The sequence below is a fragment of the Evansella vedderi genome (genome assembly GCF_030813435.1).
Classification (GTDB): Bacteria; Bacillota; Bacilli; order Bacillales; family Salisediminibacteriaceae; genus Evansella; species Evansella vedderi.
In genome coordinates this window covers 98,880-118,559 of the sequence record NZ_JAUSUG010000001.1, presented here as the reverse complement: position 1 = coordinate 118,559, position 19,680 = coordinate 98,880, and the positions used below count along the sequence as shown (strand labels likewise).

Genomic DNA, 19,680 nt, shown 5'->3' with positions numbered 1-19,680 from the left:
AGGCTGAGGCGTTGCCCGCGGAAAGCGAGCTCCTGTAGCATAAATCAACAACAAAGACTAACAGAGCTTTATTTAAAGAATAAATTAAAAAACACATTTTCTTTATAATGCATTTGGGTGTTCCAATCCGTATAAAGTTCAATGAGGTATTTATTTGGTAATCCAATGGAATCACCAGGTGCTTGTTGAATAAAATTTAAAACATTAAGCTCCATTACGTTGATGACCAAATTAGAACGGATTACGATATCCACCAGTTGATCATTTTCCATTGTCTTAGGTCCATTATCAGGCTGCGAAGAATTATAGAGTTTCTCCCGAAGAACGCGGTCATAGACATCTACAATTCCATGAATGAAAGGCTTATCCTCATAAGTAATCAGGGACAAATTTTCCACATCCCGAATCACAAGGGTATGGTTAACAAATAAAGTATAAAGATGCTCGTCTACCTCTGTTTCTATTAAATCCTGTAAATCAAGGCTTCCCTTTTCAGAAACGGTGTTTAAAAGCTTTTCGAAACTGTATTTTTTCTTTTCTAGTAATGGTTGTGGTTGCTCCAACGCGACTCTCACCCTTTTTTTATTTAGTATTTTTATATTAAACTATATTTGAATCAATTTCATAATTCAGTTTCATATAAAGAGAACAAATTTAGAATAATATTTATATCTTTTTAAAAATTAATTAAATTTACCCGTTTCATAAAGTTTTATGAGACACGTAAGTGGAGTTTCCATTTCGTTACGCGTTTCATGAATGCTTTTTGAGACAGGTAAGTGACGTTTCCAGTTCGTTACGCGTTTCATGAATGCTTTTATGAGACAGGTAAGTCACGCTTCCAGTTCGTTTCGCGTTTCATGAACGCTTTTTGAGACAGGTAAGTCACGTTTCCTTTACGTTACGTGTTTCATGAACGCTTTTTGAGACAGGTAAGTCACGCTTCCAGTTCGTTACGTGTTTCATGAACGCTTTTTGAGACAGGTAAGTCACGCTTCCAGTTCGTTACGCGTTTCATGGACGCTTTTTGAGACAGGTAAGTCACGCTTCCATTTGGTTACGCGTTTCATGGAGGCTTTTATGAGACAGGTAAGTGGCGTTTCCATTTCGTTACGCGTTTCATGAACGCTTTTTGAGACAGGTAAGTCACGCTTCCATTACGTTACGCGTTTCATGGAGGCTTTAAGAAACAGGTAACTATACTTCTGGTACGATACATGTTCCATGAATTTATTTATAAGACAAGTAAACTTCTAACTAGTCTTCCATTTTCTTTTCAAAATAGAAGAGGAGTAAATTAGACATTTGGGGAGGCACTCCTTTTTCATGCTTAAAAAGCCTTGGTATATGAGGGCATAAATTTGTTAAATTCATTCATTTAAGGAAAAAAATAGATAAGACACGGTTTGCTTTTCAGGACAAATCAAAGATAATGGCTATATATGAGAAGCAAGTTTTCAGTTATGATTAGACTATTAACATAGTTAAAGGTGGAGTAGGGACATGGTTGGATCAAGTAGGAAAACGGGGTTTTTTCTTGTTATAACAGGAGCTACTTTATGGGGTGTTGGGGGCACTGTTGCCCAGAAGCTCTTTCAACAATATGGGGTGGATGTGAATTGGCTCGTGACGACTCGATTGCTCATTGCCGGCTTGTTACTGCTGGGGATACAATTTTTTCTAAAGGATCGTTCTCAAATTGTTGGGGTTTGGAGAAGTAAACGGACGGCTGTTTCGTTGGTGGTGTTCGGGTTGTTTGGGATGCTGGCCGTTCAGTATACGTATATGGCATCCATTAACCACGGGAACGCGGCAGTGGCAACACTGTTGCAATATTTAGCGCCTGCGATGATTATTATTTATTTGGTTTTACGGAGATTGGCCGTTTTAACGAGGCGGGATGCGGTGTCCGTTTCCTTGGCCTTAATTGGCTGCTTCTTCCTGTTAACGAATGGTTCGTTGTCTGAACTGTCTGTTCCGACACCTGCCATCGTTTGGGGTGTGTTGTCTGGGGTGGCGCTGGCATTTTATACGTTGTATGCTATACCACTGCTGAAGCAGTTTGACTCCCTGGTGATTGTGGGCTGGGCAATGGTGATCGGCGGGTTTGCTTTAAGCTTCATCCACCCACCTTGGAAGATGGATTTTGCAGGATTGCCGTTGGAAGGGTACTTGTATTTAGTGTTTGTCATTGTGTTTGGGACGATGATCGCCTTTTGGTTTTATATCGAGAGTTTGCAGAGTCTATCGCCTCAGGAAACTAGTTTGCTAGGAAGTTTGGAGCCATTGGCCGCCGTGATGACAACAGTGTTCTGGTTAAGGGAGCCTTTTGGTTCGTTTCAATGGGTAGGAACCGCTTGTATTATTGGGATGATACTATTGTTGGCTTTGCAGAAAAAAGCTGCCGATACGGACGGGAATGACACTGGCGAGGCAAAGCCCCTTAGAGTTAGCTGACTGTGAGGGGGACTCTAAGAACGCGTTTGCTCCTTCCTCAAGATCAATTGCGTTCCTAGTTTGCCTCTTTTCTAACTACGTAGGTGATGGCATTTGTTTTTAATAGAATTGGCTTTTCGTTACGGGTAATTTCGTACTCTAATGGCTTTACTATGTGCTTGATGACTTCCCAACCTTTATAGATGGTTTGTAATTTTGTAATCATCTGCTTTGTTGGCATGTTAATTTCCATTAGTGCATCTAGCTTTTGGTTCGTTTTCAAATCTATTTCTTCCACTTCAGAATTGACGATAATACAGTTTATGCCTTGGGGGTTCGTCCCTTCCGCCATTCGGTGGAGGATTTTTTCAAAGTCTGCTTCTGTGGCAACGTGCTCCAAGCTGGAAACAGCTACAATCAAATCATATGTATTTTTGGGGATTGGATAGTTTCCTATGTCGGCCTTGATCGTCCGAATTACATCCCCTACTCCAAATTCTTTACTGTATGTATTTAGTTTTTCAATAGCTGAATCTAGTAGATCCACACAGACTACTTTCCCACCGCTCCCTTTGATTTTTTCCGCAATGGGAATACTGTTTCTCCCTACCCCAGAGCCTAGGTCCAGAACGCTTGGCTTCTCTATATTTCCAAGTGAGGGAAGCAGATCCATTACTGTTTTCACTGGCTTATATAACCATGAACCCTCCTCAAATAACTTGTAATTATCATAGCAAAAATCATGGTACATCTTTTCTTCATCACGAATGAACTCTAGCTTGTTCATAGCTTCCTCCTTCTGTTTCACATGAATGGAATTTTCACACAAATTTAATTTGGGTTCTAATGTAGTTTGGTTGCACAAACTAGTGAAATAAATAATGTAATCACGATCAAGGAAGATATCATTGTTAACATCTCTGGGATTGATAACGCAATAAAATCAAGGACTAACCCTAAGGAAAAAAATATCAAGTAAAGGAAAATGACTAAAAAGGAGTAAAATATAGCTTTTTGTCTTATAAATTTTGCACGTACTTTATCCTTAAAATGGGGGTGAAGAGAATACATACAAAAAGACATCACGGAAAGAGCAACTGCAGAATAGGTTTGATATAGCAGTGGAGTCTGCTCTATTATTGCTCCTATAAGAAAAACTAACGATAAAATAGTCATCATTATACCTATTGCAAGATAAATAATTCGAGTGTTCATTTTCCATCCCCTCCCCCATTCAATACAAAAATTTCTTCACTGCCTTTCTAAGAACGCGTTTGTTCCTTCCTCTGGTTATTGCGTTCCAAGTTTGCCTCTTTTCTTACTACGTAGGTAATGGCATTTGTTTTTAATAGAATTGGGTCATCAATCGTTTTACTAGTTACTTTATTATTAATCTTCCATCTTCTTTATAGTTTTTGAGGAGTTTATCAAGGTGATCGTCAATTTTTTGCCCCCACTCATCAACGTCCTCGCCTTTATCTGGGTAGCCAAATTTCGCATCGATATACTTTTCCACGTATGCCTGTATTTGATATGTCCTTTCCTCCCATGCTTCAAAAAATTCTTCAGGTGATACACCGAGTAATGATGCTTGTTGCTCGTAAAACTCATATAACTCTTTATTTTCAATCATTTTATACCTTTCACTTGCATCCGAGCCAGGAAAAATAGCTTTTTTACTTTCTTCAACTTCTTCGTCGGAAACAGTTATCCCCATTTCTCTTGCTTCTAAAATAACAATCTCTTGTTTCAAATAGTTAATAACCGTTTCTTCTCTGTTTTCGTCTACAGAAAATTGCACCATTATATCTTCGTATTTCATTTCTTCACCATTTAGAATTGCAGCCGTATCTTCTTTTTCAAAACCTTGGTCTGAACAAGCCGCTATAAAAACGAAAAGTATGGACATAATTAAAACTTTTGACTTGATTTTTATCACCTCTGCATTAAATTCAAAGTATTCGTACATGAACCTAAAAATGTCTGTTATCAAATTAAAAACAATCATTTGATAAATAACAAAGAGACATATAAGAAAGAGATATTCTTTCCATTTCGAGTTCCCACCTCATTTTTATTTAACGCTTATTAATATTTCTCCCCCCAAGTGTAACACTTTTTTTCCAATTAGTTGGCAGAAAAGATAAGTTGTGTAGTTGAAAATTAACAAAAGCTTTCTCGCCAGTAGAGTAATAATTACTTGTTGACTATTGAAAAAGCTTTTTGCTTGTAATTTAGTATATATTTCGACAAAACTCGAGCGGTGATAGGCACCCACAAAAAGAGCGCTGACCCTTTTTTGGATCAACGCTCTAAGTACTTTACTATAATTAAAATATATTGATAGTGTTAGGTGATTATTTCCAGCCAGATCGGTCAAAGATTCTGATTGCTTCTTGTTGGTTTTCACCTAAGATTGTTAAGTTAATATCTTGTGCTTTAAACTCGCCCCAAGCAGCAACTGTATCAGACCAAGGAACGTTTGGATTAGCTGGATACTCATTGTTACCTTCAGCAAATACTTGTTGTGCATGTTCACCAGACAAGAACTCCAAGAACTTAATAGCATTTTCTACGTTTTTAGAATGCTTTGTAATTCCGGCTCCACTAATGTTTACATGAGTTCCAGTTGTGTCTTGGTTAGGGAAGAATACTCCTACTGCTTCTCCAACTTCTACATCACCTGGATCTTCTGAGTTTAGTAAACGTCCAATGTAGTACGTGTTCATTAGTGCTACGTCACCTTCACCAGCAACTACTGCTCTTGCTTGGTCCGTGTCTCCACCTTGAGGATCTCTTGCCATATTGTTTGCGAACCCATTAGCCCACTCTTCTGCAGCCTCTGCACCCCACAATTCAATGAAAGAAGCCATAATAGAGATGTTGTACATGTTCTCAGATGTACGTGCTAATAATCTACCTTCCCATTCAGGTCCTGTGATTGCTTCGTAAGTAGAAAGTTCAGATGGATCAACGCGGTCTTTTGCGTAAACAAATACACGGGCTCTTTGTGTTAATCCGAACCATTGATTGTCTGCATCACGTAAGTTTTCAGGAATGTTGTTAAATAAAACTTCACTTTCGATTGTTTGGAATAAGTCATCCATTTTCGCAACATGGAGGTTACCTGCGTCAGCTGTAATAAATACGTCCGCTTCTGTAGCTTCGCCTTCGATGTTCATACGCTCGATTAGTTCCGGACCACTACCTTCGATTACGTTAACTACGATTCCAGTTTCTTCTGTAAATAAATCGTAAAGCTCACGATCTGTATCATAGTGACGGCTAGTATAAAGGTTTACAACACCTGCATCTTCAGCTGTTGCTTCGTCTTCTTCCGTAACATCATCTTCTGGTGTCTCTTCTACTTGTGCATCCTCTTGATCTTGTTCATTCGATTCTGCAGCATCACTATCACCGTTTCCGCAAGCTACTGCTACAAGAAGTAATAATGCCATCATTGCAAAAAATAATATCTTCTTCATTTGTGACTCCCCCTATGTAAGTTTTTCATTTGTAGTTTTTAATTGAGAATGATTATCATCCCCAACTCACAATTCTAAGTATAGTGGTAATGAGAATCATTGTCAACTAGGTTAGGAGAGTTTTTTTTAAAGAAAGGTTAATTATGAACAAAGTTTGAACAAAGATAGTTTTCCAGACTTCCATTCATTAACAAGACCACATAATCATTAGTTTCAACAATAGAAAATGTCTACCACATTTATTTGATAGACATTAATCCAAACTCCTATTTAAATGTGCGAAGTAAACAACTGTAAATTTTGGGCGGACGGAAATAGATGTGCTGCAGATCGAATTTATGTAGTCAACCATACAGGAAAAAGAGCAAAAACAGACTGTAAAGCTTTCGATACTGAAGCTTTTTCAGTAAAAATTTAAAAGTTCAAATGTTAAATAACATGGAACTTGATTTTTCCTTTAGGATAGTAAAATCCTTGTACCTTTTTATCACGTTCATAAATAATTCTTTATTCTTAGATTCCAGTGCCCGATCTATCTGATACTTCAAATAACAGTGTTCTAATTCCAGGTCAACTAATGGTTGAATTTTCTTTGATTCCATCGCTTCTTCCAAATCTCTTATGGAAGCAAAAACACTTTGCTTATTATTTATTGTTACTAAAATATACCAACCCATTCCTACTATAAACTTTCCTACATCCATGATCTCAAAAATGTCACCCTGCTTTGTTTCTTCTATATTACGAATAGCATTATCTTTTTTATTTCCGTAATATAGACAAGCCAATTTTAAACCATCAGCATTAAAAACGATGAAATAAGTACTCATAAAACCCTAGAATTCACCTCCAAATCTTTTTACTTCATTTGTATGCCCCCCCTTTTGTCCAACTTTCATACTTCTAAAATTTGATGAAACTTTAATCATACGTCATCATTCTCTTAACTCCTGGACAAATGTAGAACATTTACTTCAATTCTTCTCAGGTATAGGAGCCAGTTTTATGAATGCTTCTATGAGACAGGTAAGTGGCGTTTCCTTTTCGTTTCGCGTTTCATGAATGCTTCATGAGACGGGTAAGTCACTCTTCCTTTTCGTTTTCGCGTTTCATAAACGCACTAACAAACAGGTAACTAATGCTTCTGTTCTGGTACGATACATGTTCCATGAATTTGTTTATGAGACTTCTAACTATCTTCCATATTCTTATCAAAATAGAAAAAGAGTAAATTAGACAGATGGTACTGCTTTTTCATGCTTAAAAAGCCTTGGTATATAAGGGCATAAATTTATGAAATTCCTATATTATAAACATATAAAAAGATAGCTAAGCTATTAATGAACTATCTTTCTGAAATTTAAGGAACTATACTACAAAATTCCCCAATCCCTTGTTATTCTATTTGATTTTTCGTAATAAATATAATAGATAAGGTGTGCCAATCAACGCTACTACTAGTCCACTTGGTATATCATTTGGTACAATAATTGTTCTTCCAATGAAATCGGCTACTACTAATAGTAAGCCACCGAGAAGCCCTGATACGATTATCAAAGGCAAATGGTGGAATCCCACTAATCTTCTTGCAATATGAGGTGCGACAAGTCCGATAAAGCCAATGGTACCAACTAGTGATACGGCAGCTGTACTTAAGGAAACCCCGATAACTAATGCCCAAACTCTAGTAGATCGAACGGATAATCCTAGCCCTGCAGCAACATCATCACCAAAGGTTAAGGTATCTAATTTACGAGTCAAATAAATAGCAGGTCCTATAAAAGTTAGAAATAGAAGGAACGCAAACTGAACGTCTTTCCACCCCAGGGCATATGTGCTTCCCGATAACCATACAAGGGCACCTGCCACTGCGAGTTTCGCTTTTACAACGAAAACTTGAGTCGCAGCAGAACCAAAGGCAGCAATAGCGATACCCATTAGTGCTACAAGCATTGGCTGAAAATTATTTTTCCAAGCTGTTACTAGTATAATCATTAATGCTGTTGCCGCACCTATAGCAGCCCCTAACGTCATAAACGAAGGTGGCAATCCTGGGAACATGACGAGGAATAACATAGCTCCTGCTCCACCCATGGAGGTAATTCCAATGACACTAGCATCTGCTAAAGGGTTTCGAAGTACCCCTTGCAGTAAAACACCACAAACAGCAAGCATCATACCTACTATGAATGCCGTTAATACTCGTGGTATACGGAAGGTCCATACGGCAGGATTCGTCCATTCGAAACTCCATGCTACCCCGTTATAAGAAAATGCAACTACCATACTCACCGCGATGAATAAAGAGAGTATTGGTAGAATAACTCTTAGCTTAATAGGTTTCGTCGTTCCGCCCATTTGTCGATCGGAGCTTTTCATCGAACGAGCGGTTCGCCAGGCTAAGTAAAGTAACCACGGTCCCCCAATCAAAGCAGTCATTGCCCCTACGGGTACTTCTTGTCCAGGTTGTATTAACCTTCCTAACACATCTGCGCCAACAATCATGATGGCTCCCCAAAGGAAAGAATGAATAAAGATCATAAGGTGACCTTTAATCCCTAACATCCGAACAATATGTGGTGCCATCAAACCAATAAATCCAATTGGTCCCACAACACTTACGGTTACAGCTGCTAAAACAATCGCTACAGACCAAGTGGCTAGCTTGATGGAAGTTACCTTTTGCCCCAGTGATGTGGCAATGTCCTCTCCAAGGGATAAGGTATCCAATGGTTTAGCTAAAAGTAACGCCCCTAGAAATCCTACTATAATGACCGGTAAGGCAAAGGTGACTCCATTCCAATTTAGTTGGACAAGTGTACCTGATCCCCATAAGAATAGCCCATTTGTTTTGTTCTCAAATAAAAGTTGAAGTGTCCCAGTAATGGAGGCAAATAATAAAGATATAATCATTCCTGTTAATGCCACACGTACAGGCTCCATTTGCCGCCCTGCTAAGGTAACTACCATGATGGAGGAGACGATTGCCCCTAGTAAAGCCGTAACAAAAGGAAAACTACTGATGAAACTTGGAAAAAATATCGTGGATGCTACGACAAAGAAAAAAGCACCGGCGTTAATACCAAGTGTTCCTGGAGCAGCTAAAGGGTTTTTTGTTAACGTTTGTAATGCTGCACCGGAGACGGCTAAGGCACCTCCCGCTACTATTCCAATAACAAGCCTGGGAAGACGAAGGGATAAAACGATATCTTGGACACGGCCCTCTACCCATACTTGATCTAACAGTTCAGAAATGGAATAGTCCGCTTGACCTTGTGTTAAATGAATAATGGATAAAATAACTAGTAGAAAAAAGCCCCCTGTCAGTAGGACAGGAGACTTTATTTTTTGCTTAACCATTAGTTATTCACCATGGTATCGATAATTTGGTCAAGTAAGGTACCGGCTGACAGTGGTCCCCCGTATAACCACGTATCTGCACCAAGATCAAACAGTCTATTTTCTTGTACGAAGGTTAAATTTCCCCAAACTTTATTCCCTTTTAACTGATTTTCATAAATATTGTCCGTGTCTGGTACCGTAAATAAATAGTTTGCATCTTCATATTTCACTAATCCTTCCACGTTAAACGTGCTGGACCCAAATATTTCAAATTGCTCTGGCTCGTGAATGTTGTTCAGACCGATTTTTTCTAAAATAATCGAAGCCATTGAATTCGGTGTAAATACGCGAATTTCTGGCGCTTGTGGACCTGAATAAGCAAGAGTTAAAATTACATCATTCGTTGCAAGGTCCGCTCCCTCTATTTTAGCTGCCGCCTCTTCATATTTCTTGTCTAGATCTAATAGGACCTGCTCCGCCTCTGCTTCTTTCCCTACTGCTTTTGCCATTTCCTTAAACGTCATTTCCATTTCCTCATATAAATCAATACTTTCGTCATCTGGATAAGGATTAAAAATAACCGTAGGTGCAATGGATTCTAACTCTGCAAGCATTGTATCATGGCGGAAGCTTACACCAATGATTAAGTCTGGTTCAATCGAAGCAATAACTTCTAAATTTGGTTCTTGTCTTCCTCCAACATCTACCACACTTCCATCCAGTTGTGGTTCAATATTGACATATTCTCCGTATCCCTCTATATCTGCCATTCCAGCAGGCTGCATGCCAAGAGCTAATAAATTCTCTGCATATGTCCATTCCAAAACAACAACTTTCTGTGCAGGAAAATCTAATGTAACCTCCCCATTCACACCTTCTATCGTTATTTCATTACTATTTATTGAATCAGATTCCGTTGCTACTGCTTCTTCCTTTGTTGACGAACAAGCTGCTAACAATACTATTGCAAGTAAGATGAATAATTTCTTCTTCATTAAGATCCCTCCAAAGTTATCCTATTGTCCTATAGGCGGCTGCAATTGACTTTGATAATCATTCTCAACACAATCATTAGTCTAAATACTTTTTAGCCTTTTGTAAAGGGGTTTTAGAAAATAAATGAAAATGATTCTCACTGTCATTTATTTTGTGTTACACTATATTCATTGAGAAATCTTATCATTTAGTCTCAAAGGAACATGGAGGGATTTTGTAATGAGGACACCTATTGAAGCGAATAAATTGTCTATAGGTTATCATGACCATTTACTATTTGAAGATTTAAACTTATCGATCCCACGAGGTGAAATATCTGTATTTGTGGGAAGTAATGGTTGTGGGAAATCCACACTACTTCGTTCCATGGCACGTTTGTTAAAACCTGCAGATGGTTCTGTTTTATTAGAAGGAAAAGACATCACTCGTTTGTCTTCAAGAGAAGTGGCAAAAAAATTAGGTATTTTACCACAGTCCCCTATCTCTCCCGAAGGACTAACTGTACAGGACTTAGTAAAACAAGGGCGATATCCACACCAGTCATGGTTAAAGCGCTGGACGGAGGAAGATACGGAAAAAGTGGAAGAGGCAATGAAAGCAACGCGTGTCTTTGAACTCCGTGACAAACCAGTAGATGAACTATCAGGTGGTCAACGTCAACGAGCTTGGATTGCCATGACCCTTGCACAAGATACGGAAATTATTTTGCTTGATGAACCGACAACGTATTTAGATATGACACATCAAATAGAAATATTGGACCTTTTATTTGAACTAAACGAAAAACAAAATCGAACCATTATTATGGTTTTACATGATATTAATTTAGCCTCTCGCTACGGGCACAATATCATTGCCATCAAAGACGGAGCTGTATTTAACCAAGGAACACCTGAGTCTATCATTAATTGCGAGCTGGTAAGAAGTGTATTTGGAATGGAGTGTCAGGTAGCTACGGACCCTATTTTCGGAACTCCCCATTGTATTCCTTATGGTAAAGGCCGATGTATTCTCCCCACTATGAATGAGGCGAAAAAAAGTGTTTAACTATGAAGAACTTAAACTTTACCAGGTTCATGTGGAGAATAAAGCCACTGGGTTTATGACTGTTCATGACATCATTCACGGGAAATTTAAACAGTTGATAACCTATGTTAAACAGTCATTTGACACTCCAAATGACTCCGTAGCCACTTCTATCTTCATGCGGCGGTATGGTTTTTTCATAGCAGCCCAGCTTTTTTTAAAAGCACATCACAAAATATGGGACGGCCCTCTAGAAAATATATATTTAGTAGAAAATGAAGGTGGAATCACTTTTAACCTTGATGGAAAGTATGTAAGAGCTGCTCAGGAAAACGACTTAGAGATGATAGTGGAGAAATATGGACATAACGTCGTTCAAAGGATGTCTATGCTTGGCCATCTATCCAAAATTACCCTATGGGAAAACATATGGGGATATGTTCAGTGGATGTATAGTCAACTGGAATTAGAACAAGGTAAAAAGGACTTAAAGACACTGTTAGATGATGCCGTTTGGCACCCCCATACCCGCACATCCATGTTTCGAAAGTTCCTTGCTGGTCAAAAGTTCGAAGAAGCGGCTAAAAATTACAAACGGATAACATGCTGTTTATTAAAAGAATTACCAGCTACAACTAAATGTCCCTACTGCCCACATCTGAAGAAATAATAGTAATTTGGTTATTTCATAATTGGCTCTTTTCTCATAGATTGTTGTTTTTAAAATTATAGCATGGCTTGGAGTCGCTACAGGCGGACGCTTTCCGCGGGCAACGCTTCAGCCTCCTCGGGAAAACCGCCCTGCGGGGTCTTCAGTTGTTGCTTTTCCCGCTGGAGTCGCCGCCTTTCACTTCTCCAAGCTTTTTTTAAAAATCAATTGCCTAAACAGCTATATAATTTAAATAACCTATGATGAAACCAATGTGAAAGTGTTTGTTGATGGGTTAAAAAATAGAATAGAGAAACCACGAATTCTAGCATAATATTAGAATTCGTTAGAACGAAAGATTTTCATTCCAACTTTTCTCTACTAGTAGTCAATATCAATAGTGAAACACCGTTTTTTGAAGTCGGGGCAAATACACCCAAAGGGAAAGGGATCTTGAAAGACTAAATAACGTAAAAGCTAACCATAATCCATGGTTCCCCCATATGGGAATGAAAAGCCATACACTCACTAAGAAAACGACCATCGATATAATTAAGGAATCTCTAATCGGAGCTGCTTTCGTTGCTCCTGAAAAAATTCCATTTAATTGAATTCCCCAAAAAATAGTTAAAGGAAAGAGTAACATCCATATCAAATAGACATGTGTTTGTAACTGAACGGAGGTAATACTAGTAAATAGCGGGATAACCAAATCCTTTCCGATAAATAACAGAATCATTAAACTAATGGAAGCGACAAATGCCCAAATCGCTGATAGCTGGATCGAACGTGTATAGAGTCTTTTATTCTTTTCACCGACTGCTCTTCCAACTAGAATGCTTGTTGCATTTGAAATTCCATCAAAAAAATAAGCCATCAAAAACTGAATTTGCAGTAAAATAGCATTTACTGCTAGTGTAAGCTCCCCCATTTTTGCCCCTTGAGCCGTAAATACAGTAAACACGGTTAATAAGCAAGCTGTACGAATGAATAAATCTCGATTCATCTTTAACATGTTAATGAAAGGAGCTTTCGTAAAAATCCCTTCACTTTGACGAAGATCACGTAATTTATAAATACCTAAGAAAATCCCTACACCAATTAAAGCACCTGAAATCTCAGAAATTAAACTAGCAGCTGCTACCCCAGCAACTCCGTAACTAAAAACAAGTACAAATAACACATCTAGAATAATATTTAATACATTCATAAAAACTTGTAAAATTAAAGCTAATTTTACTTTTGACGTACCAATTAACCAGCCTAAAATAACATAATTGACAAGGGCAAACGGGGCTCCCCAAATACGAATGTCAAAATAAAGCTCAGATAAAACAGCAACTTGTGCAGATGGACTAATGATGGATATAGCTGCCGTTTTTATCGGTACTTGTAAAAGGATAAATACTATCCCTACCACTAATGCAATAACGAAGGGACGTAAAAATGTGGTTTGGATTTCGTTTTCACTTTTCATACCGTGAGCTTGCGAAGAAAAAACCGTTGTGCTAACTCGTAAAAAACCTAGCAGCCAATATAATGTATTAAATATTAATGCACCGACAGCCACCCCACCAATATATGACGGATTATTTAGATGCCCAACCACTGCCGTATCAACAGCTCCTAACAGTGGTGTTGTTAGGGTAGATACGATTAATGGAATAGCTAGCATTAAAAAAGCTTTATGACTAACTATTTCTTGCTGTATCATCGGTTTCGTTTCCGTTATCATACAACCGCCTTGATTTTTTATATGTTGAAAAGCTCTCACTCAAGAGTTGCCGCTTGAACTAAAGCTTTTGTATAGGGGTGACGATGGATATCATAAAGATCTCCCAGTCTAAATTGGTCCACAATAGAACCATTTTTCAGAACTAATACGTTATCACAAAGATGTGCTACTGCTCGTATATCATGTGAAATAAAAAGAATTGCCATATTTGTTGTCTTTTGAATGTCTTTCAGGAGGTGTAATATTTGAACTTGAATCGTCACATCTAAACTTGCTGTCGGTTCATCACAAACAAGTAACGATGGTTCAATGCTTAACGCCCTAGCAATACTGACTCGCTGCTTTTGTCCACCACTTAGTTCCCATGGATACCGATCGGCCATTTCTTTATCTAACCCCACCATTTCTAAAAGCCTTTCTGCAGTTTCTTTTTGTGAGAAACTACCTTTTAAAAAGGAAGGAGTGAAATCCTTGAAATTGTTTAAAGGTTCAAGGAGGCTTTTCCATATCGGCAATTTTGGATTCAATGTACTTGTCGAGTCTTGGAAGATCATTTGAACATCTTTTCGGTACTGTCGAAATAGGGACCGTTTTTTCGGTGGGATTTCCTCGCCATTAAACGTGATACGCCCTTCCTTATAAATTTCGAGTCCTAATAAGAGTTTAGCCAATGTACTTTTTCCACTTCCACTTTCCCCAACAATTCCAATGCTTTCCCCTTCACAAACCTGGAAGGATATATGATCTAATGCTTGAAAACTTTTGTTGTATTGTTTAGATAATTTATCTACTACTAATAAACTCATATAGAATTCACTCTTTCATTTACGACTAAATTGTTTTCCCCTGGAAGGGAAAGCAAGCAAGAACATAGTTTCTTTGTATAAGGATGTTGATGATAACAACGAATTTGTTCTGGATCACCTTCTTCTACGATTTTACCTTGATGCATAACGTATATGTGATCCGTACGCTTGTAGGCCTGCATTAAATCATGTGTAATCATTAATACCGCACAACCTGTTTCTTTACGAATATGGTCGATGTAATCTAGTACTTTTTCACCACTCATCACATCCAAGGCAGTCGTTACCTCATCACATATTAGTAAAGAAGGTTTTAATGCTAGGGCAATGGCAATGGCCGCTCGTTGAACCTGTCCGCCACTTAATTGAAACGGATAACTTGAATAAACACGTTTAGAATCCAATCCCATTTCCTCAAGAACTTGTAAAGAGATGTTTTTTGCTTCTTTTTTACTGACGACATGATGCGTACGAATCGTTTCTGCCATCTGCTTTCCTATTTTAATAAACGGAGTGAAGCTTCCACGATAATCTTGAAAAATGACCCCTATCTCTTTTCCAAGTAGTTTTCTATGCTCTTTTGCAGACATGGTTAATAGATTTTCATTTTGAAAAAAGATTTGACCTCGAACGTTCATACCAGACGGGAGTAAGCCTAATAGGACCCTCGCAGTTATACTTTTTCCACTTCCACTCTCTCCAATTAAGCCAACAATCTCACCTTTGGCTACTTCTAAGTTCACCTTATTTAAAATCGTTTTCTGTCCAATGCTACTTTCAATCAATAAATTTTGTATGGAAATTACGGGTTCTCTCACAAATAATCCCTTCCTTTCCGAATATCAAAGTAACTTTTTAAGCCATCTCCGAGTAAGTTGCAACAGAGAACCGTTAACATAATGGCAAGTCCAGGGTAAATCATAAGGGAAGGTACCACTTGAAAATAGGCACGCCCATCATTAAGCATTGCACCCCATTCTGGTATAGGTGGCTGCGCACCAAGACCAATATAGGAGAATGCCGAAATAAGTAAAATTACTTTTCCAATATCAATCGCAGCCATTACAATAATGTCTGGCATCACTTGAGGTAATAAATGCATTCGAATAGTTTTGAAGGTGCTAGAATACGAGACCTTTGAAACTAACACGTATTCTTTTTCCTTTTCAGCTAGGACTAATCCCCGAACAACACGAGCATAAACAATCCACCTAACTAAAACTATCGCAATAATGAGGTTTGTTAAACTGGGTCCTAACATCCCCGCAATTGCAATCGCTAAAATAAAATCAGGAAACGCTAAAACCCCATCAATCATTCTCATGAAAAACGCATCGATTTTCCCACCAATATAACCAGAAAGAAGACCGATTGGAACACCAATGCATAATGCCATAACGATGGCAAACACCCCTAGACCGATCGTTAACTGAGCACCATATACCATTCGTGCAAACACATCACGCCCTAATTGATCTGTTCCAAACCAATGAACAGATGAAGCACCTTGGAGTCTGTTTCCCATATTAATTTCAAAGGGACTATATGGAACGAAAGCCCCCCCAACAAAAATAATACCAGCAAGAAAAATAGTAAGGATCATCCCAAAAACCATACTTGGATTATGAAGGAGTCTTGCTTTTTTGATAACTGTTACTTCCACTAGACAACTTCCTTTCCTTGTTTGATTTGAGGATTAATCACTAGGTACAGTAAGTCTACGATAAGATTTGTAATGACAACGAGGAAACCTACAATCAGGATGTAACCTTGAATGACAGGGTAGTCACGCTGCATTACCCCTTGAACGATCAGTTCCCCCATCCCTGGCCAAGAAAAAAGGATTTCAATCACCGTTATTCCACCGAGTAGACTACCGATACTTAATCCGAACATCGTAATTAACGGAACGAGACTCCCTCTTAACGCGTGAAAAATGAGGATTCGCTCTTTTCTTAGCCCTCTTGCCTTCGCTGCTTCAATATAGGAGCTTTGTAGCGTAGAAATAAGTCGTTCTCTTAAAAGCCTAATATATAGTGGTGCCATAGCAACCCCCAAAGTAATAGAGGGTAAAATAAAATGGGCTAACGTTCCATTCCCCATAACGGGAAGCAGGTTAAGCTTTAATGAAAAGAAATAAATTAATAAAAGTCCAAGCCAAAATCTAGGAATGGAAGCACCAACTAACGCAAACCAACGACTTATATAGTCTGGCCACCTACCTTCATAAACAGCTCCTAATACGCCAAGGGGAACGGAAATCAAAAAGAGCACCACTAAACCTCCTGTTGCCAAAGCTATGGAAGCTGGCAGACGTCCCATAATCATGTCTAAAACCGGTTTATTTGCTATGAGTGATTCACCCAGATCAAATTGTACTATCCCCAGTAACCATCGACTATATTGGATCAAAATTGGTTGATCGAATCCATACTCTTCCCTTAATTTCTCCTCTTCCGCTGTTGTCGTTATCACATCGTCTACCTTTAAAATTGCTCGAATGGGATCTCCTGGTGTGATTTTCATCAACAAAAACGTTACAAAAGATAAAACCAATACCATTACAACTAACTGAATGAGTCTTGATCCTATCATTGATAAAACTATACGCACATTAGTCACCTGCTATATTATTAACTAAGACCGAAAAACTAAAAGTGGCCTTTTGTTTTACAAGAAAAGAGGCTAGGACAAAAGTGTTTTATCAATGAGAAATCCGAACGAAACAGAAAAAATTGTGGTGCATATAAATCACTTCGGAAATATACTTCGCTTTCCGCGGGCGGCTGGTGAGCCTCCTCGCGCTTACGCACTGTGGGGTCTCACCTTTGCCTTTGCTCCCGCAGGAGTCTACGTATATTTCCTCCGCTATAGTGATACATTGTTCGTATTTTCATTTAAAAACTTAAGTTATTTCCCAGCCTCCATTCCATTACTGAACATCCATTTTATTGGTAATTAGATAGTACTCCTCTGATCCTGGGCTCCAGTTTTTAACACGTTCATTTACTCCTACAATGATATGAGGATGTAAAATTAACGATTGTGGAACCTCTTCCTGGATAATATCTACAGCTTTTTTCTGTAAATCAATTCGCTCATTAAAGTCGGAAGTCATATTTAATTTTTCGATTATTTCATTTAATTCTGGAATGTTAATTTGCCCTGGATTTAATGACCCATCTGGTAAATACGCTACATTTAAAAAGTATCCACCATCACCACGTGGTGCACTCAGAAGAGTGTATGTAACTAAATCCCATTCATCTTGTTGATCCCATAAATAGCTATCAATATTCTCAACCGTTACAATATTAAGCTGAATTCCTATATTAGCTGCTTCTGCTTGTAAGTATTGCGCCATTAATGGGAGCTCCGGTCGCCCTTGGAAAGTTGTTAACGTTAACTCTAGGATCTCTCCATCTTTTTCAAGCTTCCCATCTTGATTTTTTTCATAGCCAGCCTTTTTTAATAACTCCTCTGCCTGTGCAGGATCATAGCTTTCAGGAACCCCTTCTTTAGCAAAAGGAAAATCGGAATGAAACGGACCATTTGCAACTGTAGCATGCCCATTCATAATCTCATTTACTGAAATTGGCCGATTGACTAGTAGATCCAGCGCTTTTCGAACGTTTACATCTTGTAATGCTGGCGTTGCGTTATTATAAAGAATGAAATGAACACGTAAACTAGATACAGATTCTACACGAAGGTCTTCCTAACGCTCGATTGGTTCTAACGCCTCTGGTGGTAAATGATAAGCAATATCTGCTTCACCCGATTGAAGAGCAAGAGCCCTGACATTTCCATCAGAATTAAACTTTATCGTCACGTCGTCTATATTTGCAGCACCATCCCAGTAGGCCTCATATCTTTCTAGGTTAATCTCTGTTTCAGATGTAAAGTTAACCACTTGAAAAGGACCTGTTGCGATTGGTTTTTCACTGACATTGTCAGAGTCTGCCTTAATAATAGAAGCATTTACATGGACCAGTTCAGAAGGAAATACAGGGTATTCCTCTAATGTGATAAAGGTAATCTCTTGACCATTTGCTTCCATAGATTCAATTTTTAACGTAGATGCCATTGCCTGATTTACATCAAGTAGACGTTCAAACGAAGCCTTTACAGCTTGGGCATCTACTAACGTGCCATCGTGGAATGTAATGCCATCTCTGATCTTAAATGTCCATGTTTTTTCATCCGTTTGCTCCCATGATTCTGCTAACCAAGGTTGAATTTCTAATTCCTCATCAATTTTCACTAACGTTTCTGCTATACCTGCTCGAACCCCCATCCAGTCCTGATGAGGATCAATGGTTGCAGAGGGAAAACTAAATAGTAGTGTTAAAGATTTACTCCCTTTTTCAGAAGATTCACTTGTACCTTCTTCCTGTGCTTGAGAAACACTATTCTCGCTTTTACTTCCACATCCCGCAGCAAAAGCAAGAAGGGCAATCAAAATTAAACCAAAAAAAGCATATTTGTTAAACATTCTTTCATTCTCTCCTTCTGTTATAGTGTTTTAAAATGAAACTTAAAAACCGTAAATAGTAATGATTCCGATTTACCTATATTAAACTAGCTAATTTAATATGTAAAGTGAATAAATTCCCAATTAATCTCTTACAAACTTTTATTTTTGTTGTCCTATTTTTCCTATGTTTATCCTTCCCTTTAGGTTAAATGTTACGGATCCTAATACAACTAGAAAAAGGCACGCAGAACCGAAGTTCTTTGTGCCTTTGATGATTTTTTACCTATTCAACTACCCATAATTTAAAAATGAAAGTGTTAGTGTTTTTATAACTTCTTCGAGACTTTCTCCACAGTTTCTCGTTGTTTGTCTATACCTACAAAAGTACCTTCTGTAGGTTGAAACCCACTACCATCAAATGAAAGACTTAATTTCTCTTCCATTATTTCACCTGTTAATAATGATTCAACAAACGGAGGGGCATCTTCACTTGTCATTTCCTTATACCAGTATCCCTCTGGGTAGGAGATTAAAACACATTTATCTTGACATCGCCCATTACAAAGTGTTCTTGACGTATGTATTCTACCATCCAAGCCTCTTTCTCCAATTTCCTTTCTGACGGCTTGAACTAATTGTTCCGCCCCTGCCTTTGTACAGCTTCCCCCGTTACAAATAAATACGTGATGCGTGGTTTCCCTTAAAACCCATGTTGCCATTTCATTTCC

Annotated in this window: 18 protein-coding genes and 1 pseudogene; 4 read left to right on the top strand and 15 right to left on the bottom strand. The window is 38.3% G+C overall.

From position 1 onward, the window contains the following. Positions 1–68: 68 nt before the first annotated feature. The gene (locus tag J2S74_RS00675) at positions 69–563 is read right to left on the bottom strand and encodes a hypothetical protein (protein ID WP_307320562.1); all 495 of its coding nucleotides are present in this window, start codon (positions 561–563) and stop codon (positions 69–71) included. A 940-nt stretch (positions 564–1,503) separates the two neighbouring features. On the opposite strand from J2S74_RS00675, the gene J2S74_RS00670 reads away from it, so the two are divergent. Continuing rightward, the gene (locus J2S74_RS00670) at positions 1,504–2,457 is read left to right on the top strand and encodes a DMT family transporter (RefSeq protein WP_307320559.1); all 954 of its coding nucleotides are present in this window, start codon (positions 1,504–1,506) and stop codon (positions 2,455–2,457) included. Between the two features lie 55 nt (positions 2,458–2,512). Here the strand turns inward: J2S74_RS00670 and J2S74_RS00665 are convergent, their stop codons facing one another. The 4 genes from J2S74_RS00665 to J2S74_RS00650 form a co-directional block, all read right to left on the bottom strand. Further along, the gene (locus J2S74_RS00665) at positions 2,513–3,223 is read right to left on the bottom strand and encodes a class I SAM-dependent methyltransferase (RefSeq protein WP_307320556.1); all 711 of its coding nucleotides are present in this window, start codon (positions 3,221–3,223) and stop codon (positions 2,513–2,515) included. Between the two features lie 56 nt (positions 3,224–3,279). Further along, positions 3,280–3,651 (bottom strand): permease, encoded by a 372-nt coding sequence (locus tag J2S74_RS00660; RefSeq protein ID WP_307320553.1) that lies wholly within the window; start codon positions 3,649–3,651, stop codon positions 3,280–3,282. Between the two features lie 163 nt (positions 3,652–3,814). Beyond that, on the bottom strand, positions 3,815–4,345 hold the full coding sequence (locus J2S74_RS00655; RefSeq protein WP_307320550.1) for a SurA N-terminal domain-containing protein: 531 nt from the start codon (positions 4,343–4,345) through the stop codon (positions 3,815–3,817). A 448-nt stretch (positions 4,346–4,793) separates the two neighbouring features. Next, positions 4,794–5,921: a Fe(3+) ABC transporter substrate-binding protein gene (locus tag J2S74_RS00650; RefSeq protein WP_307320547.1), complete on the bottom strand. Its 1,128-nt coding sequence runs from the start codon at positions 5,919–5,921 to the stop codon at positions 4,794–4,796. A 274-nt stretch (positions 5,922–6,195) separates the two neighbouring features. Between J2S74_RS00650 and J2S74_RS00645 the strand changes: the two genes are divergently transcribed. Further along, complete coding sequence (locus tag J2S74_RS00645; protein WP_307320544.1) at positions 6,196–6,339, top strand: DUF1540 domain-containing protein; 144 nt, start codon at positions 6,196–6,198, stop codon at positions 6,337–6,339. Positions 6,340–6,343: 4 nt separating this feature from the next. On the opposite strand, the gene J2S74_RS00640 is transcribed toward J2S74_RS00645, so the two are convergent. The 3 genes from J2S74_RS00640 to J2S74_RS00630 form a co-directional block, all read right to left on the bottom strand. Continuing rightward, complete coding sequence (locus J2S74_RS00640) at positions 6,344–6,751, bottom strand: hypothetical protein (protein WP_307320541.1); 408 nt, start codon at positions 6,749–6,751, stop codon at positions 6,344–6,346. A 571-nt stretch (positions 6,752–7,322) separates the two neighbouring features. Further along, positions 7,323–9,281: an iron ABC transporter permease gene (locus J2S74_RS00635; RefSeq protein WP_307320538.1), complete on the bottom strand. Its 1,959-nt coding sequence runs from the start codon at positions 9,279–9,281 to the stop codon at positions 7,323–7,325. Then, positions 9,281–10,258, bottom strand: a complete 978-nt coding sequence (locus tag J2S74_RS00630; protein ID WP_307320535.1) for an ABC transporter substrate-binding protein — start codon at positions 10,256–10,258, stop codon at positions 9,281–9,283. Before J2S74_RS00630 ends, J2S74_RS00635 begins: the two co-directional genes overlap by 1 nt. Before the next feature lie 220 nt (positions 10,259–10,478). On the opposite strand from J2S74_RS00630, the gene J2S74_RS00625 reads away from it, so the two are divergent. Both J2S74_RS00625 and J2S74_RS00620 read left to right on the top strand, forming a co-directional pair. Beyond that, positions 10,479–11,306, top strand: coding sequence for an ABC transporter ATP-binding protein (locus tag J2S74_RS00625; protein ID WP_307320533.1), 828 nt, complete (start codon positions 10,479–10,481; stop codon positions 11,304–11,306). Beyond that, a complete protein-coding gene (locus tag J2S74_RS00620; RefSeq protein ID WP_307320531.1) occupies positions 11,299–11,955 on the top strand; it encodes a hypothetical protein in 657 nt (218 codons plus the stop codon). Before J2S74_RS00625 ends, J2S74_RS00620 begins: the two co-directional genes overlap by 8 nt. Before the next feature lie 373 nt (positions 11,956–12,328). On the opposite strand, the gene J2S74_RS00615 is transcribed toward J2S74_RS00620, so the two are convergent. The 7 genes and pseudogenes from J2S74_RS00615 to J2S74_RS00585 all read right to left on the bottom strand — a co-directional run bounded on the left by J2S74_RS00615 (position 12,329) and on the right by J2S74_RS00585 (position 19,671). Continuing rightward, positions 12,329–13,669: an MATE family efflux transporter gene (locus J2S74_RS00615; RefSeq protein WP_307320528.1), complete on the bottom strand. Its 1,341-nt coding sequence runs from the start codon at positions 13,667–13,669 to the stop codon at positions 12,329–12,331. Between the two features lie 35 nt (positions 13,670–13,704). Further along, positions 13,705–14,475: an ABC transporter ATP-binding protein gene (locus J2S74_RS00610; RefSeq protein ID WP_307320524.1), complete on the bottom strand. Its 771-nt coding sequence runs from the start codon at positions 14,473–14,475 to the stop codon at positions 13,705–13,707. Next, positions 14,472–15,293: an ATP-binding cassette domain-containing protein gene (locus J2S74_RS00605; protein ID WP_307320521.1), complete on the bottom strand. Its 822-nt coding sequence runs from the start codon at positions 15,291–15,293 to the stop codon at positions 14,472–14,474. The genes J2S74_RS00610 and J2S74_RS00605 overlap by 4 nt, the downstream gene beginning before the upstream one ends. Next, positions 15,290–16,138 carry a nickel transporter permease gene (gene nikC, locus J2S74_RS00600; RefSeq protein WP_307320518.1) on the bottom strand — a complete coding sequence of 283 codons (849 nt, stop codon included), beginning with the start codon at positions 16,136–16,138 and terminating at the stop codon, positions 15,290–15,292. Before nikC ends, J2S74_RS00605 begins: the two co-directional genes overlap by 4 nt. Beyond that, positions 16,138–17,070: a nickel ABC transporter permease gene (gene nikB, locus J2S74_RS00595; RefSeq protein WP_307320515.1), complete on the bottom strand. Its 933-nt coding sequence runs from the start codon at positions 17,068–17,070 to the stop codon at positions 16,138–16,140. Before nikB ends, nikC begins: the two co-directional genes overlap by 1 nt. A 337-nt stretch (positions 17,071–17,407) precedes the next feature. Further along, positions 17,408–18,772 (bottom strand): annotated as a pseudogene (nikA, locus tag J2S74_RS00590) (nickel ABC transporter substrate-binding protein). Positions 18,773–19,278: 506 nt separating this feature from the next. Continuing rightward, a complete protein-coding gene (locus tag J2S74_RS00585; protein ID WP_307320511.1) occupies positions 19,279–19,671 on the bottom strand; it encodes a (2Fe-2S) ferredoxin domain-containing protein in 393 nt (130 codons plus the stop codon). Positions 19,672–19,680: the final 9 nt, after the last annotated feature.